The sequence below is a fragment of the Streptococcus sp. ST16 genome, assembly GCF_046098135.1.
Taxonomy (GTDB): Bacteria; Bacillota; Bacilli; order Lactobacillales; family Streptococcaceae; genus Streptococcus.
In genome coordinates, this window is record NZ_JBJUSE010000020.1 from 1 (window position 1) to 14,841 (window position 14,841).

The window sequence follows — 14,841 nt, forward strand, 5'->3', positions numbered from 1 at the left end:
ATCTTCATAACTCAATTTCATAATAAAACACCCCAAAAGTTAGATTTTTTCTGTCTAACTTTTGGGGTGCAGTTCATCAGGACACTGGGTTTTTCTTTAACTCAATATCAAACTGGCTACAATGGGACTAATAAAAACATAGAGAATACCCGTGACACCGATAGCCAAGCCACCCATGGCCCCTGCTACAGAGCCGTATCGAAAGGCCGTACCCGTTCCGACAGCATGACCTGTTCCTCCAAGGGAGAGTCCGACAGCCACTGGATCATCAATCTTCAACCACTTCAAAAGGGTTGGTCCAATAACACTAGTTAAAATCCCAGTTGCCACTACGACGACCAAGGTAACAGTCGTTAAACCTTGCAATTTCTCTGTAATCCCCACTGCCATAGCGGTTGTCACTGACTTGGGAAAGAGAGAAATGGCTAGGAAAAAGTCCATGCCAAATATTTTCGCCACTATGGCGGTGAAGCTAGTGTTGACAACTACTGCTAACAGACTACCAAAGAGAATACTCCGAGCATGGTGCTTCATCAAGTGAAAACTCTTATAAAGCGGAATCCCTAGAGCCACTGTCGATGGGACAATCAAATTATTCAGATAAACCCCACCTTGGTAATAATCTTGATAAGAAATCCCCGTCGCCTTAAGGAAAATAATGATAAAAATAGCCGACAAAAGCAAGGGCGTTGTCAAAGGATGGGGAAAACGTCTGTAAATCAACATCCCCACTAGATAAGCTAGGATAGATAATGCAATCCCAAACAGAGGATTCGATACAAATTCACTCATTTCGTTTCTCCTTTCTCATAATCTCCCTCAAATCGTCTCTTGATAAACTGAACTACTAGGGCTATGAGGATAATGTTGATGACAGCAGCAAAAAAGACAATCAAAACAATAGGCAAAAGATAGGGAGCAATGATATCAAACTTTTCCATGATACCCACTGCTGGCGGCAAAAAGAGAATGGTCATATTGGCCAGTAAGAAATTTCCAACCATGTTGACATGCCTGGTCCTTAGCCACTTGAACTGTAGGGCTAGAAAGAGAATAATCAAACCGATAATACTGCCTGGGATGGGCAGATGAAAGAAACTGGAGATTCCCTCACCGATTAGAGAAATCACAAAGAGAATCATTAATTGAATATATAATTTCATCCTAAACTCCATGAAATAAACTTCTTGCATACCAGTTTACTCTTTTTTCAGAAAATTTCAAGGAAATATTGAAATTCTTCTTTCTTGCAAGGATTAGTTAAAAGTAGTATAATAAATGCATGCGCAATCATCTTGTGTTAGAGAGACAGTCAGTAATGACTTTTCTATTCTATACTTCAAAAGAAAGGAGAAAGCAATGACCTACTTAGAAAAGTGGTTTGACTACAACCGCCGTCAAAAGGAAATGGAAGCCTTGTTGGAAGAAACTATTGCCCAGCAGAGTGAACAAAGGCTGAACTTGAAAGAGTTTTACCTGCTCTACTATCTGAATCTAGCCCAAGAAAAATCTCTACGACAAATTGACCTGCCAGATAAACTCCATCTCAGCCCAAGCGCTGTTTCTCGAATGGTGGCTAGGTTAGAAGAGAAAAACTGTGGCTTGCTTAGTCGCAGATGTTGCGACCAGGATAGACGGGCTAGTTTTATCTGCCTGACTGACGAGGGACAAACAACCCTGGCTTATCTACAAAAAGCCGTCGAAGAAAGACTGGAAACCAGTCTTGATTTCTTGCCTTAATAGGTATTTTTAAAAAAAGTTGCGTGCGCAATCATTATTCTTGACATTCCTCTTTTCAAGGAGTACAATAAAGTCATGATCAAACAAAGGAGTTTAATATGATTGAAATTACCTATCTAGACACCAGCAAACAAGAGAGAACCATGACTTTCGAGTCTTACGAAGATTTTGAACGTTCTCAACAAGCTTGCCTTATCGGTGTCGCAGACTATTACCCAGTTCAAAAATTAACCTATAATGGTCATGATTTGGACTACCATGGGACTTACGGAGATGTCTTCTTCTATCTCATGAAACAAGATTTAAGCCAATATAACTAAAAAAGGAGAAATACAATGGCAAAAGCAATTACAGATGCAACATTTGAACAAGAAACAAAAGACGGTTTGGTCTTGGTAGACTTCTGGGCAACTTGGTGTGGTCCATGTCGTATGCAAGGTCCAATCTTGGATAAATTATCTGAAGAACTTTCAGAAGATGTTTTGAAAATCGTCAAAATGGACGTTGATGAAAATCCAAACACAGCACGTGCTTTTGGAATCATGTCTATCCCAACTCTTCTCTTCAAAAAAGACGGCCAAGTGGTGAAACAAGTTGCTGGTGTTCACACTGCAGAACAAATCAAGGCCATCGTTGCTGAATTGAGCTAATCACACGAGAGGCCAAGTACTTTATTTGGTCTCTTTTTCTTGCCCTTTGCCATTTTTCAAAAAATATGCTAGACTGTAGGTAGAATATTACGATGTTTGGGACATGCCATCGCTAAAAAAAACCTCTACTTGGTATTTTTTAGCTCCCCTCAAGGGAGCTTTTTGCGTGCTCTGAACATTTCCCACTTTGGAAGGAGTACTATGAAACGTCAATCAGCCTTGGTCGTCTTTAGCGGCGGTCAAGATTCCACAACCTGCCTCTTTTGGGCTAAAGAACACTATAAAACAGTCGAAGCCGTCACCTTTTCCTACGGCCAACGTCATCATCTCGAAATCCAAGTTGCTAGAGAAATCGCTAAGGAACAAGGCATTCGTCATCACATCTTAGACATGTCTCTGCTGGGGCAAATCACTGAAAATGCCTTGACTTCTGATCTGGAAATTGAGCAAAAAGAGGGAGAGGTTCCCAATACCTTTGTTGATGGTCGCAACCACCTCTTTCTATCCTTTGCAGCAGTTCTTGCCAAACAACTTGGTATTAAAGACATCGTGACAGGTGTTTGCGAAACAGATTTCTCAGGCTACCCTGACTGCCGGGATGTCTTTGTCAAATCCCTTAATGTTACCCTCAACCTTGCCATGGATTACGACTTTGTTATCCAAACACCTCTCATGTGGCTAGACAAGGCTGAAACTTGGGAATTAGCCGACCAACTAGGTGCCTTTGACTATGTTCGTGAAAAGACCTTGACCTGCTACAATGGAATTATCGGAAGTGGCTGCGGAAATTGCCCAGCCTGCCACCTACGTCAACATGGGTTAGATGTTTATCTCTCACAGAAAGGAGAGGGCTAATGTTTTTTGCACCCAAAGAAATCAAACAAGAAACTGGGGAATCTCTTGTCTACAATCCTCACAGAACCTTGGTATCAAAAGAATTTACCTTCGACGCTGCCCACCACCTCTTTCACTATGAAGGAAAATGCAAGTCCCTGCATGGCCACACTTATCATCTGCAGATTGCTGTCAGTGGATTTTTAGATGAACGGGGCATGACCTATGACTTTGGAGACATCAAAGCTATCTACAAGGACTACTTAGAGCCCCACTTGGATCATCGTTATCTCAATGAGACCCTGCCCTATATGAATACGACTGCTGAAAATATGGTTTACTGGATTTTCCAAACCATGAGCCAAGAGTTACCAGATGAGCGCGGTCTCCGTTTGGAATACATTCGCCTCTATGAGACTCCGACTGCCTTTGCGGAGTTTAGACGGGAGTGGTTAGATGACTAGGGAACGTGTCCTCAAACTACCTGTTCTGGAAATTTTCGGCCCAACCTTTCAAGGCGAAGGTCGTGCTATTGGGCAGAAAACCATGTTTGTCCGCACTGCTGGTTGCGACTACCATTGCGACTGGTGCGACTCTGCCTTTACTTGGGATGGTTCTGAGAAGCCTACTCGCATGACAGCTGATGAAGTCATCGCTGCCTTAGATAAATTGGGAAGCTACGACTATGTAACCCTATCTGGCGGAAATCCCGCAATCTTAGCAGCCAACATGGCTGAACTCGTCACCAAGCTCAAGGAACGCGGTGTCACTCTAGCTGTTGAGACCCAAGGCTCTCGCTGGCAAAATTGGTTAAAAGACATCGACCAAGTCACCCTCAGCCCCAAACCTCCTTCCTCCAAGATGGAAGTCAACTTCGAGACCTTGGATTTCATCGTTTCCCAACTGGATCCAGATAAAGTCACCTTTAAAATCCCTGTCTTTGATGATGCAGATTTGGCCTTTGCTAAAGGAATTCAAGAGCGCTACAAACCAGATGTCCTTTTCTTATCGGCTGGAAATCCTGAGCCCAAGGCCACAGGCAATATTGTCCAAGATCAACTGGACCGTCTCAAAGAACTCTGGGAACGCGTCGCTGCCGACGATAGCTGGGGCAATGTCCGCGTCCTTCCTCAACTGCATACCCTCCTCTACGATAATCAACGTGGTGTTTAAGATTAGAAAGAAAAAATCATGTCACAACAAGAAGAAATGAAAAATCTAAGCCTCCTCGGCAACAAAGAAACCAACTACATTTTCGAGTATCAACCAGAAGTCCTCGAATCCTTTGACAATCGTCATGTGGAAAATGACTATTTCATCAAATTTAACTGCCCTGAATTTACCTCACTTTGCCCAATCACTGCTCAGCCAGACTTTGCGACGATTTATATTTCCTACATTCCTGACAAGCTCTGTGTCGAGTCAAAATCCCTCAAACTCTACCTCTTTAGCTACCGAAATCATGGAGATTTTCACGAAAACTGTATCAACACCATCGGGAAAGACTTGGTCAACTTGCTAGACCCTCGCTATTTAGAAGTCTGGGGAAAATTCACTCCACGCGGGGGCATTTCAATCGACCCCTACTACAACTATGGTAGACCTGGAACCAAGTATGAAGGCTTAGCAGAACAACGTCTCTTCCAACACGACCTTTATCCAGAGAAAATTGACAATCGCTAAACTCATACTCCATGAAAATCAAAGAGCAAACTAGGAAGCTAGCCACAGGTTGCTCAAAACACTGTTTTGAGGTTGTGGATAGAACTGACGAAGTCAGCTCAAAATACTGTTTTGAGGTTGCAGATGGAAGCTGACGTGGTTTGAAGAGATTTTCGAAGAGTATCATACGAAAAAGCCTTGCTCCTCAAGATGAGGAGCAAGGCTTTTTGAGTTTCAATTATTCTTCTGTTCCAAGAAAATTTTTCGCAACAAGGGCTGCAAGAATACCACCAAGGATTGGGGCAAGGATGAAAATCCATACTTGTTGAAGGGCTGCGCCACCTACCAAGACAGCAGGTGCCAAGCTACGAGCTGGGTTAACTGAAAGTCCAGTAATGTTCAAGCCTACAAGGATCATGGCCATCAATGACAAACCGATTACCAAACCAGCAATCGCGCCATTGCCCTTGCTTGCTGATGTTACAGTCATAATAACTAGGACAAACAAGAAAGTTGCGATGACTTCAAACAAGAATCCACCAAAGACAGTAACACCGTTTGCCAAGGCATTTTCGCCAAGACTAGCAGTCGACATACCTGAGTTAGACAAGAGGAAGAATACTGCAGCTGACGCAAGGAAAGCTCCAACTACTTGTCCAAGGATGTAGTTTACAAGTTCTGAAGATGACAAACGTTTGTTTACAAACATAGCGATTGAAACAGCTGGGTTCAAGTGAGCACCTGAAACAGTTCCGATTGAGAAAGCTGCGACTACGATGGCCAAACCAAAAGCAAGAGCAATCCCAAGGTGGCCAAGACCTTCAACACCATTCCCAAAAACAACAGCTCCTGTTCCGATGAACACAAGCATAAATGTACCGATTAATTCAGCAACAAATTTTTTCATGATAAGTCTCCTTTTTTTAAACTATGTATTAGTCTATCAAAAGAAGGAAAGGGTTTCAAGAAAATTGACTGGAAAGTTATTTGAAGATCATGAACCGACTCGCTTATCCTTAGTACTGAAAGGATTGAATAGCTTCTTTCAAGTCATCTTGTAAAAGTTTATGACAGTCTAGTTGAAGGTAAATTTCCAGCAAACAAGATCTGAAATTGGAAAATTTATGGAAATCATTTACTTCTTTCAAAGGAAATTCGACTGTTTGCAGCCAAGCAGTGAGGAGAGACGATTCGATTTTCCCTCGTAAGATTGGTTCATAAAGTACTCTCGCTAACCGCCAATCTTCATCATTTGTAAAACGAATCTCAACACGTTTAAATATTTTCCCAATGATTTCAAATGCTTCGGCTATATCTGACTTTGGAAAGCTAGGATGGCATATAACTTCCGTCAAGAGATCAGCCCCATGCGCAAATGCGTGGATCCACCCAAACTGATGAGAGTAGCCCGTCGTCTCTTTTTCCTTTGTAAGATAGTGTAAGCCTTGATTTAGCATGGTAACCCTGATAGGAGAAGACAACTGCTGGTAATAAAGTGATTCCTTAGTACCATCGCAAGACAGTAGATTGGCATAAATAAGCGCCCTAAAAGAACGTTTAAGAGCCGAAACTCCTCTACTATCAATCTCTTTGTATAGACCTTCATCAGAGGAGACCTCTTCTGAGATAAACTGAAACTGCTCAAGGGTAAACAACTCTTCTTGAATCCCTCTAGCCAAACTCGTAAAAACAAGTTCGTCTCGAATTTCTGGAGAGGGATTTCCTAAATGCTCAAGCAACCACTGAATTTCTTCTCGACTATAGCTTGGTTTTTCTTCTGTCACTTTTCTTTGTAATTCTTCATACATCCCTAGTACCTCTACATTTCTAGTAACTTATCAAAAAGCCATCCGTAGATGACTTTCTATCTTATTCTGTTTTTGATGGAGTTTTTCCTGCTGCAATCGCATCTGCTTCTGTCATCTCAACAACGTTGGCTTTATTCGTTTTTGAAGGCATTCTATCTTTATTATACCAATAAACTTTCGCATTCCCATGGTTTGCAACATAGACAATTCTATCTTGCTGTTGGGCTTTAGTCTCAGCTTCACGCACAGCTCTTTTTTCTTCCTCCTTTTGAGAAATTGAAGACTCAATTGTACCTATTCTATCAAGCAACTCTGTCTTTTTATCATTATTTTCAATCTGATTAACTGTCTCTTTAGCAGACTTCACTTGACTCGCATCTTGACTTTCTTCCAATTGTTTGACTAAGGTTTCACCTTTTTCTTGCATCTCCTTTGCAGCTTTTTCTTTGGCAATTCTCTCTTCTTCCGCTTTTTCTTTAGCCTTTTTCTCTTCTTCGATTCGTTTTGCTTCCTCTATACTAGATGAAGTATCCGTAGTTGAAGCTGTCGAAGTAGTAGATGTCGCAGTCTGCTTAGTTTCTGATTGAGAAGATGAAATTTTCTTTGTAACTGTTGGAGTTTGGAGAGATGCTATAACAAAACTAACAACAAAAACTCCTATCATTAAATTTCTTTTTCGAATATCTGGCGATTTCTTTACAAAATACCAAATACCAACTCCGCTCAAAACAAGATAGAGAGTAGGCAAAGCAATCAATAAAATGATTCCCAATAAAACTAGACCAATTTTGATAAAGAGCATTCTTTTGGGGTCTTGATCTAGCCATTTTTTGATTCTATTCATATGATTCTCCTAAAATTTGTCTATCCTTTACTCTCCCAACTGGGAACTGTAGGCGATAATCTGATCAACTGTGTCAGACAAGAATTGGATGGTATCACGGAGTGGTTTATCTGTTGAAATATCAGCTCCAATAATCATGGCTGACTCAAGCGGTGTCTTACTACCACCTGATTTAAGAAGATTGAGCCAGTCTCTAGCTCCAGTTTCTGAATGTTTCAGATGGAGATAGCCAGCTGTCGAGATGACAAGACCAGCAGAGTAAGTGTAACTATACAAGCCCATGTAATAGTGAGCTTGTCGCATCCAAGTCAAGGCCGCATCGTCGTCAATTTCAATAGCATCTCCCCAGAAATCTGTCAAAACTTCTTTCATAATGCTGTTGAGCTTGCTTGCTCCAAAGGTCTCCCCTTCTTCAATCAGTGTATATACCTTACGCTGGAAGGCTGCTTCCAAGAGGTGGGTGATGAAATTATGGAAGTAGGTATCTGTTAAGCGGTGGGCAAGAGCAAATCGTTTTTGACGTGGGTCATCAGACTGGTGTTCCAAATAATCACTGAGAAGCAATTCATTGAAGGTTGATGGAGCTTCGACATAGTAGGTCGACATGTGGGCGTTGAAATAGCTCTGGTGGTTGTCTGAAAAGATAAATTGACCAGAATGCCCAATCTCATGAATCAAGGTATAGACATCGCTCAAACGGCCTGTCCAGCTCATGAGGACATAAGGGTGCACGCGATATGGATCCGCCGCATAACCACCAGAATCCTTGCCACTATTGGCAGCGAAGTCCACCCAGCGCTCTTCTTGATAGCGAGCAACTTCCTGACAATATTCTTGTCCCAAAGGTTCTACTGACTTCATGACCAAATCATAGGCATCGTCAATGGTCACTTCAGGATTGAGGGCACTGTCCAAGTCCAATTTCCAGTCTGCAAAGGTCATCTTTTCAAGACCATTCACCTTGGCAACATGCTTGAGGTATCTCTGAGCGACTGGCGCAAATTCCTGCATAATGAGGTCAATCTGGCGGTCAAACATAGAACGGTCCACTTCTTGCTCAGCCAGAAGATAATCAAAGACTGAGTCGTAGCCCTTCATATCAGCCAAGAGTTTTTCCGACTTAACTTGAGCTAGATAGGCTGCTGCAGCTGTATTTTTGTGCTTACGAAGTCCCTCTGAGAAGGAACGGAAGGATTTTTCACGAACTTCAGCGTCCTCGTGGTTTTGGTAGAAATTTTCATAGGTCACAAAGCTGTTTTTGTAGGTTTTGCCATGGGCTTCAAAGTCAGCCATTTCAAAATCCCCAGCTCTCATCTTAGTATAAATGTCCTGTGGACTGTAGAAAACTTCACCGAGATTGGTCAAGGCCTTCTCCACATCTGCCCCAAGATAGTGGGCTTTTTTGATTTTGGCCTGACGAATAGCTGCCGTCAAGTGAGGCAATTCACCCAAACGGTCCAAGACTTCCTCGTCTGCTGCCACCAAGGCGTCGTCAAAGAAGGTCAAGGCTACACTGGCATCTGTTTCAAATTCCATTCCAGCTTGGGCGATATTGGCAAATTCTTCATTGCTATAGTCTGTCGTCTGAGGCATAAAGGCGTAATTACCAATATGACTCATCTGAATGTAAATTTGTTCCAATTCTGCAAAGGCCTTCTCGAAATCTTCAAAAGTATGAAGATTTCCCTTGTAATCACGGCTAAATTGGTTAATATCTTCGCGAGTCTTTTCGATTGCTCGCAAGAAATCCTCACGGTCTTGGTAAAGGGCGGTTAAATCCCAAAGTTCCTTTTCAGGAAATTCTGAACGGTGTTTTTGTTCCATTTTCTTCCTCTTATTTCTCTAATTCTAATAATACACTAAGGGCTGATAAGGCGTAAAGTGGTGCTGTTTCTGCTCTTAGAATGCGAGGACCAAGTCCTGCCAAAATGGCACCTTTAGCTTCAAAACTTTCAATTTCTGCAGGAGAGAGTCCACCTTCTGGTCCAAAGATAAAGAGTAGTTTAGCTTCTTTTTCAAGGCCAGCAACTGCTTGTAAGAGCGCAGCAGCTTCTCCCTCTTTTGCTGATTCTTCATAAGCCACCACAATTGAGTCGAACTGGTCAAACTGAGCTAGAAAATCTGCTTTTTTCTCGAAAAGCTGAATACTTGGAACGATATTACGTTTGCTTTGTTCTGCCGCTCCAAGGGCGATTTTTTCTAGTTTTTCAACCTTTTTACCCAACTTCTTACCATCCCACTTGGCAACGGACCAGTCTGCAGGAAAGGCCCAGATTTGGCTAGCACCCAGTTCGGTTACTTTTTGAGTGATGAACTCGAGCTTGTCCCCCTTGGGAAAGCCTGATGCGATGGTCACTTGGATGGGAAGTTCGACATTGTCAGCTAATTCTTGAACCAACTCAAACTGACGGTTTTCCACATCCAACACGTGCGCCAAACGCTTGATACCATCCTCAAAGACCAAGGTAACTTCATCATCTTCTTTCAGGCGCATGACCTGAAACATATGCTTGCTGGTTTCCTTGTCCTCGATAGTGACAGGAGAGATAGGACTGCCTTTGACAAAATACTGTTGCATGCTAGCCTCCAATCAAACCTGAAATATCCTTGGTCTTCTTAAAGACACAAGCATTCCATTCCCCTTGCATCATGTGGGTTTCAAGGAAAAATCCAGCTGACTCAGCCGACTCGCGCACCATGTCCCACTTGTCCTTGATAATGCCACTCATGATGAGATAACCTTCATCCTTGACCAAGCGATAAGCATCATCCGTCAGATGAATGAGAATATCTGCTAAGATATTAGCCACAATCACATCTGCCTCAATCTCCACACCCTTGAGCAAATCACCTACCGCTACATGGATGTTTTCCATACCAGGGTTGAGCTCAATATTTTCCTGAGCCACACGAACCGCCACGTCATCGAGGTCATAGGCGAAGATTTCTTTAGCTCCTAGTAGTGAGCTAGCGATAGAAAGGACACCTGAACCAGTACCCACATCTAGCACCGTTTCGCCACCACGAAGAACCTGCTCCAAGGCAAAGAGGCTCATCTTGGTCGTCGGATGGGTTCCTGTCCCGAAGGCCATACCAGGATCTAGCTTGATAATCTTTTCTCCTGCAGTCGCCTCATAGTCCGTCCAAGACGGCACGATGGTCAAGTCATGAGTGATGCGAGCTGGCTCGTAATATTTCTTCCAGTTGTCTGCCCAGTCTTCCTCAGCCAAGGCAGTCGTCCCCATCTTGACTTCTCCTAAGTCCATAAAATCTGTTAATTCTAGGAGACGAGCCTGCAAGTCCGCCTCAACTACAGCTACATCAACGGTATCAGGATAGTAGGCTGTCACCACGATTTCTTCTTGTTGTTCAACCTCTGGGAAAATCTCACCAAAGCGGTCCGCATTTCCCACATAGTCCATACTGTCCTCGATCGCAACACCTTGCGCTCCCAGCTCAATCAGAAGGTTAGAGACCAGCTCCTCTCCCTCACGCTTAACTGTAACTTTTAATTCTTGCCATGTTTCCATAATTAAGATACCAAGCCCGTAAAACACAAAGCCAAAATAGGAAACTCTCTGAAGACGCTTGTGTCTAAGAGAAGTTTATCTTTTTGGCACAGTGTTTAGGGCGGGTTCAGTTTAGAAATGTAACCGAACCATCCTTTCTATTTGTCAATCAATTTTTTCATGTAAACCATATCCATACCTTCTTTTTCAGGCTCGATATGAGTTTGACGGTAGCCATTCTTCTCGTAGAAAGCAACCATCCCTGCATCTTGAAAAACCGTGCATAAATCCCACTGTTTAATCGTCGGAAATTCCTTTTCCAACAATCTGAGTCCTTCCGAACCATAACCCTTTCCTTGATACTGGGGCAAAATCGCTGCCGTTCCCAACCAAGCCTCCGTCAACTCTTCATTGGTCTGAACTCGTAAAAATCCGATATTTTCTCCCTTTTCTTTCACAAAGTAGTAATAGCTATTGGGACGCTCAACCAATTTCCACTTGATTCGTTCACGATCCTCGAGATAAGGATCATACTCATCTTGATATTTTTCATAGACAGCCTTAAAGCTAGCTCTTTGAATTGCAATTACGGTTTCTAAATCCTCTGCTCCCGCTCGGACAATCTGATTCATACTAATACCTCCAAACACACACCTCTCTCAACTGACTTTCTATGCTCTTCCACACGCTGTTTTACTGACCCTCAAATTCCTCAATTACATCTGTATAGTGTTCTTTCATTGCGCTATGAATCTGCTGTTTAAAAATACCAAACATAAGATAATAAACAAATAGAACAATTCCTGCAAACAGTATCAAAAATAAAAAATATACTGAAAGGGGCAGTACGAGATCTCTACCACTCAGTAAGGGTATAACAAGCATTAATACCCAAATAACAGCCGTAGAAATCCCAGCTACTTTAATGCCACTTTCTCTCTGCTTCTTTAACTTTAAATATTCTATATAAATGAATGTAGCTTCTTCCCTAGAGTATTGTCCAGCTTTTAGTTTGCGTTTAACTTCCTTATTTAGTGTCGTTGTTGCAATTGCAAAAATCATTTTACTTCCTCCAAATAATCCCTCACTCTATCCTGCAACTGGGGTACAACCCTATCTGAGCCAAGAAACTCCTCAACGCTCATCAGTCTATATCCCTGTCCCTCATCGCCAAAGACAATACTATCAAACTGTTCCTGCCTTAACTTACCAACTAGAAAGACGGATTCTTTTCCCTCAAAAAGCATACTTGGGTAAACCTTACTCCAAAGCAGACAATCCTCAGTCAGATGAATGCCTAGTTCTTCATAAACTTCACGCGCCGCGCACTCAAAAGGACTTTCATCACCCTCTCGTCCGCCACCTGGCAATTCCCAGGTATTAGGGTATGGAATGTTTGATTTGTCATCACGTAAGATAGTTAAGAACTTATCACCACAAAAGAGGGCAATTTTGCAACCTGTAAAATCAAAAATCTCTATTTCCATGTCAGACTCCTAGTATCTCGGATAAGGGTAAAATTCTCCTTCTTCCAAGCCTGCTTTCCCTTCTTCAAAGACTTCTTGGTTCCATTCCATGACAAATTCTTCTGCTTCTGGATCTTCCAAAAAGTCCATGAGCGCATCCAGCCCAACCTCAGCAGTGTCTTTGAGGAATAGTGCAAAATAGTTTAAAAATTCACGAGAAAATCCTTTCTTTGGTAGGTAAGGGATGACAGTCAAATAGTCTTCCTCATTGACGGTTGATTTAGCAGGATTGTAAAAAAGGACCGCTTCTTCAAAGAGGATATCGTCTGATGACACCTCTCCATCCTCGTCCAGCATCTCTACTCCTGTAGCGTTTTGCGCCTCTAATAGAAAACTCACTTCAACTGCGTGATTGCGCTTGTCCCAGCTAATCTCAAAGTCAAAGGGAAAGTTCTTGTCCAATTCTTCCTCTAAAACATCTAAAAATCCGTATGTTGCCATTTTGTCCTCTTTCTATGTGACTCTTCAATCGCCCCGAATACTCGGAAATATGCTAAAATAGATACTACCATCTTACCACATATACATCAGAAAATCCATGTTAGAAAGGACTGCTATGACAGACAATCTCGCGCTTCGCATGCGCCCCAAAACCATCGACCAAGTCATCGGTCAGGAGCATCTGATCGGACCTGGAAAAATCATCCGCCGCATGGTGGAAGCCAACCGCCTGTCCTCCATGATTCTATACGGACCTCCGGGTATCGGAAAAACCAGTATTGCCTCTGCCATCGCTGGAACGACCAAGTATGCCTTTCGAACCTTCAATGCCACTGTTGATAGCAAAAAACGTCTTCAAGAAATAGCGGAAGAGGCTAAATTCTCAGGTGGATTAGTCCTGTTACTAGACGAGATTCATCGTCTGGATAAGACCAAGCAAGACTTCCTCTTACCTCTCTTGGAAAGTGGACTGGTTATCATGATTGGGGCGACGACTGAAAATCCCTTCTTTTCTGTCACTCCTGCCATTCGTAGCCGTGTTCAGATTTTTGAACTGGAACCTCTGTCTAACCAAGACGTCAAAGAAGCGATTCAGATCGCTCTCACTAATCCTAAACGAGGTTTTGACTTCCCAGTTGAGTTGGATGATGAGGCCCTTGATTTTATCGCAACATCTACTAATGGTGACCTCCGTTCTGCCTTTAATTCACTAGATTTGGCTGTTCTCTCTACTCCCGAAAATGACAAGGGCACCCGCCATATCACTCTTGATATCATGGAAAATAGCCTGCAACAAAGCTACATTACTATGGACAAGGATGGGGATGGTCACTACGATGTGCTCTCAGCCCTGCAAAAATCCATCCGCGGCTCGGATGTGGATGCCAGTCTCCACTACGCAGCCCGCTTGATTGAAGCTGGGGATCTGCCTAGTCTCGCTCGTCGCTTGACTGTTATCGCTTATGAAGATATTGGTCTGGCCAATCCTGAGGCCCAGATTCATACCGTGACTGCTCTAGATGCCGCTCAAAAGATTGGTTTCCCAGAAGCTCGCATCCTCATTGCTAATGTCGTCATTGATTTGGCCCTTTCTCCCAAGTCTAACTCAGCCTATGTGGCTATGGATAAGGCTATTGCCGACCTCAAAACTTCTGGTCACCTACCAATCCCTCGTCACTTACGAGATGGACATTATAGTGGTAGCAAGGAATTGGGGAACGCCCAAGATTATCTCTATCCACACAACTATCCTGGACACTGGGTCAAGCAAGACTATTTGCCAGAAAAAATCCAAAACCACCACTATTTTACTCCAGAAGATACCGGCAAATACGAACGAGCCTTAGCCCAACGCAAGGAAACCATTGAGAAATTAAGAAACTTGTGAAATCCTTTTCAAAAAAAATAAATTTTTCTCTTGAAATTTTTTTAAAAAGTGGTATCATATAAATATAGAAACGCTGTGGTGTACGACTTCACACTTAAGTGTTGACCGACTATTTTTTGTATTATTAGGGAAACAAAAGTCTTCTAACAGCATGTAGGCCGTCTCACACGGAAACAGCTTCAGTTAGAGCGAGTTGCCCACCTGCTTAATTGCGCGGGTTCAATACAAACCGTGAAGTTTCGGCACCAATACAGCTTTTTCTTTGCCTCCTTAGCTCAGTTGGTAGAGCAGTAGACTCTTAATCTATGGGTCGCAGGTTCGAGCCCTGCAGGGGGCATCTAATACAACAGGAAAAGCCTTGAAAATGAACTGCACCCCAAAAGTTAGACAGAAAAAATCTAACTTTTGGGGTGTTTTATTATGAAATTGAGTTATGAAGA

20 protein-coding genes and 1 tRNA gene are annotated in these 14,841 nt (G+C 42.7%); 9 read left to right on the forward strand and 12 right to left on the reverse strand.

The window, feature by feature from the left end:
* Positions 1 to 96 precede the first annotated feature (96 nt).
* Positions 97 to 792 carry an LrgB family protein gene (locus ACIY14_RS09155; protein WP_084940569.1) on the reverse strand — a complete coding sequence of 232 codons (696 nt, stop codon included), beginning with the start codon at positions 790 to 792 and terminating at the stop codon, positions 97 to 99.
* On the reverse strand, positions 789 to 1,163 hold the full coding sequence (locus tag ACIY14_RS09160; protein ID WP_409002351.1) for a CidA/LrgA family protein: 375 nt from the start codon (positions 1,161 to 1,163) through the stop codon (positions 789 to 791). The genes ACIY14_RS09155 and ACIY14_RS09160 overlap by 4 nt, the downstream gene beginning before the upstream one ends.
* A gap of 196 nt (positions 1,164 to 1,359) precedes the next feature.
* On the opposite strand from ACIY14_RS09160, the gene ACIY14_RS09165 reads away from it, so the two are divergent.
* From ACIY14_RS09165 to queF, 7 genes are all read left to right on the forward strand, one after another.
* Complete coding sequence (locus tag ACIY14_RS09165; RefSeq protein WP_000221644.1) at positions 1,360 to 1,740, forward strand: MarR family winged helix-turn-helix transcriptional regulator; 381 nt, start codon at positions 1,360 to 1,362, stop codon at positions 1,738 to 1,740.
* A gap of 98 nt (positions 1,741 to 1,838) precedes the next feature.
* The gene (locus tag ACIY14_RS09170) at positions 1,839 to 2,060 is read left to right on the forward strand and encodes a DUF4649 family protein (RefSeq protein WP_000570266.1); all 222 of its coding nucleotides are present in this window, start codon (positions 1,839 to 1,841) and stop codon (positions 2,058 to 2,060) included.
* Positions 2,061 to 2,075: 15 nt separating this feature from the next.
* Complete coding sequence (gene trxA, locus ACIY14_RS09175) at positions 2,076 to 2,390, forward strand: thioredoxin (RefSeq protein ID WP_001029581.1); 315 nt, start codon at positions 2,076 to 2,078, stop codon at positions 2,388 to 2,390.
* Positions 2,391 to 2,591: 201 nt separating this feature from the next.
* The gene (queC, locus tag ACIY14_RS09180) at positions 2,592 to 3,245 is read left to right on the forward strand and encodes a 7-cyano-7-deazaguanine synthase QueC (protein ID WP_409002352.1); all 654 of its coding nucleotides are present in this window, start codon (positions 2,592 to 2,594) and stop codon (positions 3,243 to 3,245) included.
* Entirely contained in the window at positions 3,245 to 3,688 is a 444-nt protein-coding gene (gene queD / locus ACIY14_RS09185) for a 6-carboxytetrahydropterin synthase QueD (protein WP_409002353.1), read from the forward strand. The genes queC and queD overlap by 1 nt, the downstream gene beginning before the upstream one ends.
* The gene (queE, locus tag ACIY14_RS09190) at positions 3,681 to 4,397 is read left to right on the forward strand and encodes a 7-carboxy-7-deazaguanine synthase QueE (RefSeq protein ID WP_409002354.1); all 717 of its coding nucleotides are present in this window, start codon (positions 3,681 to 3,683) and stop codon (positions 4,395 to 4,397) included. The genes queD and queE overlap by 8 nt, the downstream gene beginning before the upstream one ends.
* Positions 4,398 to 4,415: 18 nt before the next feature.
* Positions 4,416 to 4,907, forward strand: a complete 492-nt coding sequence (gene queF, locus ACIY14_RS09195) for a preQ(1) synthase (RefSeq protein WP_000082589.1) — start codon at positions 4,416 to 4,418, stop codon at positions 4,905 to 4,907.
* 217 nt (positions 4,908 to 5,124) lie between these two features.
* Here queF and ACIY14_RS09200 read toward each other — a convergent pair whose 3' ends face one another.
* The 10 genes from ACIY14_RS09200 to ACIY14_RS09245 form a co-directional block, all read right to left on the reverse strand.
* Complete coding sequence (locus tag ACIY14_RS09200) at positions 5,125 to 5,793, reverse strand: MIP/aquaporin family protein (protein ID WP_409002355.1); 669 nt, start codon at positions 5,791 to 5,793, stop codon at positions 5,125 to 5,127.
* Between the two features lie 109 nt (positions 5,794 to 5,902).
* On the reverse strand, positions 5,903 to 6,694 hold the full coding sequence (locus ACIY14_RS09205) for a DUF2785 domain-containing protein (RefSeq protein WP_409002356.1): 792 nt from the start codon (positions 6,692 to 6,694) through the stop codon (positions 5,903 to 5,905).
* A 61-nt stretch (positions 6,695 to 6,755) separates the two neighbouring features.
* Entirely contained in the window at positions 6,756 to 7,538 is a 783-nt protein-coding gene (locus tag ACIY14_RS09210) for a deoxyribonuclease (protein ID WP_409002357.1), read from the reverse strand.
* A gap of 27 nt (positions 7,539 to 7,565) precedes the next feature.
* On the reverse strand, positions 7,566 to 9,362 hold the full coding sequence (gene pepF / locus ACIY14_RS09215; protein WP_409002358.1) for an oligoendopeptidase F: 1,797 nt from the start codon (positions 9,360 to 9,362) through the stop codon (positions 7,566 to 7,568).
* 10 nt (positions 9,363 to 9,372) lie between these two features.
* Complete coding sequence (locus ACIY14_RS09220; RefSeq protein WP_409002359.1) at positions 9,373 to 10,116, reverse strand: 16S rRNA (uracil(1498)-N(3))-methyltransferase; 744 nt, start codon at positions 10,114 to 10,116, stop codon at positions 9,373 to 9,375.
* 1 nt (position 10,117) lies between these two features.
* Complete coding sequence (gene prmA, locus ACIY14_RS09225; RefSeq protein ID WP_409002360.1) at positions 10,118 to 11,068, reverse strand: 50S ribosomal protein L11 methyltransferase; 951 nt, start codon at positions 11,066 to 11,068, stop codon at positions 10,118 to 10,120.
* Between the two features lie 137 nt (positions 11,069 to 11,205).
* Positions 11,206 to 11,679, reverse strand: coding sequence for a GNAT family N-acetyltransferase (locus ACIY14_RS09230; RefSeq protein ID WP_409002361.1), 474 nt, complete (start codon positions 11,677 to 11,679; stop codon positions 11,206 to 11,208).
* Positions 11,680 to 11,740: 61 nt separating this feature from the next.
* The gene (locus tag ACIY14_RS09235) at positions 11,741 to 12,109 is read right to left on the reverse strand and encodes a hypothetical protein (RefSeq protein WP_409002362.1); all 369 of its coding nucleotides are present in this window, start codon (positions 12,107 to 12,109) and stop codon (positions 11,741 to 11,743) included.
* Positions 12,106 to 12,534 carry an NUDIX hydrolase gene (locus ACIY14_RS09240; RefSeq protein ID WP_409002363.1) on the reverse strand — a complete coding sequence of 143 codons (429 nt, stop codon included), beginning with the start codon at positions 12,532 to 12,534 and terminating at the stop codon, positions 12,106 to 12,108. The genes ACIY14_RS09235 and ACIY14_RS09240 overlap by 4 nt, the downstream gene beginning before the upstream one ends.
* Positions 12,535 to 12,543: 9 nt before the next feature.
* Entirely contained in the window at positions 12,544 to 13,014 is a 471-nt protein-coding gene (locus ACIY14_RS09245; RefSeq protein ID WP_409002364.1) for a DUF3013 family protein, read from the reverse strand.
* A gap of 115 nt (positions 13,015 to 13,129) precedes the next feature.
* Here ACIY14_RS09245 and ACIY14_RS09250 point away from each other — a divergent pair, with 115 nt between their 5' ends.
* Positions 13,130 to 14,401 carry a replication-associated recombination protein A gene (locus ACIY14_RS09250; protein ID WP_409002365.1) on the forward strand — a complete coding sequence of 424 codons (1,272 nt, stop codon included), beginning with the start codon at positions 13,130 to 13,132 and terminating at the stop codon, positions 14,399 to 14,401.
* Positions 14,402 to 14,665: 264 nt separating this feature from the next.
* A tRNA-Lys gene (locus ACIY14_RS09255) sits at positions 14,666 to 14,738 on the forward strand.
* The last annotated feature ends 103 nt before the right edge of the window (positions 14,739 to 14,841 follow it).

Bases quoted from the DNA above. Each gene is read 5' to 3' on its own strand.
- ACIY14_RS09155 (WP_084940569.1), bottom strand. From the start codon at position 792: ATGAGTGAATTTGTATCGAATCCTCTGTTTGGGATTGCATTATCTATC.
- ACIY14_RS09160 (WP_409002351.1), bottom strand. From the start codon at position 1,163: ATGAAATTATATATTCAATTAATGATTCTCTTTGTGATTTCTCTAATC.
- ACIY14_RS09165 (WP_000221644.1), top strand. From the start codon at position 1,360: ATGACCTACTTAGAAAAGTGGTTTGACTACAACCGCCGTCAAAAGGAA.
- ACIY14_RS09170 (WP_000570266.1), top strand. From the start codon at position 1,839: ATGATTGAAATTACCTATCTAGACACCAGCAAACAAGAGAGAACCATG.
- trxA (WP_001029581.1), top strand. From the start codon at position 2,076: ATGGCAAAAGCAATTACAGATGCAACATTTGAACAAGAAACAAAAGAC.
- queC (WP_409002352.1), top strand. From the start codon at position 2,592: ATGAAACGTCAATCAGCCTTGGTCGTCTTTAGCGGCGGTCAAGATTCC.
- queD (WP_409002353.1), top strand. From the start codon at position 3,245: ATGTTTTTTGCACCCAAAGAAATCAAACAAGAAACTGGGGAATCTCTT.
- queE (WP_409002354.1), top strand. From the start codon at position 3,681: ATGACTAGGGAACGTGTCCTCAAACTACCTGTTCTGGAAATTTTCGGC.
- queF (WP_000082589.1), top strand. From the start codon at position 4,416: ATGTCACAACAAGAAGAAATGAAAAATCTAAGCCTCCTCGGCAACAAA.
- ACIY14_RS09200 (WP_409002355.1), bottom strand. From the start codon at position 5,793: ATGAAAAAATTTGTTGCTGAATTAATCGGTACATTTATGCTTGTGTTC.
- ACIY14_RS09205 (WP_409002356.1), bottom strand. From the start codon at position 6,694: ATGTATGAAGAATTACAAAGAAAAGTGACAGAAGAAAAACCAAGCTAT.
- ACIY14_RS09210 (WP_409002357.1), bottom strand. From the start codon at position 7,538: ATGAATAGAATCAAAAAATGGCTAGATCAAGACCCCAAAAGAATGCTC.
- pepF (WP_409002358.1), bottom strand. From the start codon at position 9,362: ATGGAACAAAAACACCGTTCAGAATTTCCTGAAAAGGAACTTTGGGAT.
- ACIY14_RS09220 (WP_409002359.1), bottom strand. From the start codon at position 10,116: ATGCAACAGTATTTTGTCAAAGGCAGTCCTATCTCTCCTGTCACTATC.
- prmA (WP_409002360.1), bottom strand. From the start codon at position 11,068: ATGGAAACATGGCAAGAATTAAAAGTTACAGTTAAGCGTGAGGGAGAG.
- ACIY14_RS09230 (WP_409002361.1), bottom strand. From the start codon at position 11,679: ATGAATCAGATTGTCCGAGCGGGAGCAGAGGATTTAGAAACCGTAATT.
- ACIY14_RS09235 (WP_409002362.1), bottom strand. From the start codon at position 12,109: ATGATTTTTGCAATTGCAACAACGACACTAAATAAGGAAGTTAAACGC.
- ACIY14_RS09240 (WP_409002363.1), bottom strand. From the start codon at position 12,534: ATGGAAATAGAGATTTTTGATTTTACAGGTTGCAAAATTGCCCTCTTT.
- ACIY14_RS09245 (WP_409002364.1), bottom strand. From the start codon at position 13,014: ATGGCAACATACGGATTTTTAGATGTTTTAGAGGAAGAATTGGACAAG.
- ACIY14_RS09250 (WP_409002365.1), top strand. From the start codon at position 13,130: ATGACAGACAATCTCGCGCTTCGCATGCGCCCCAAAACCATCGACCAA.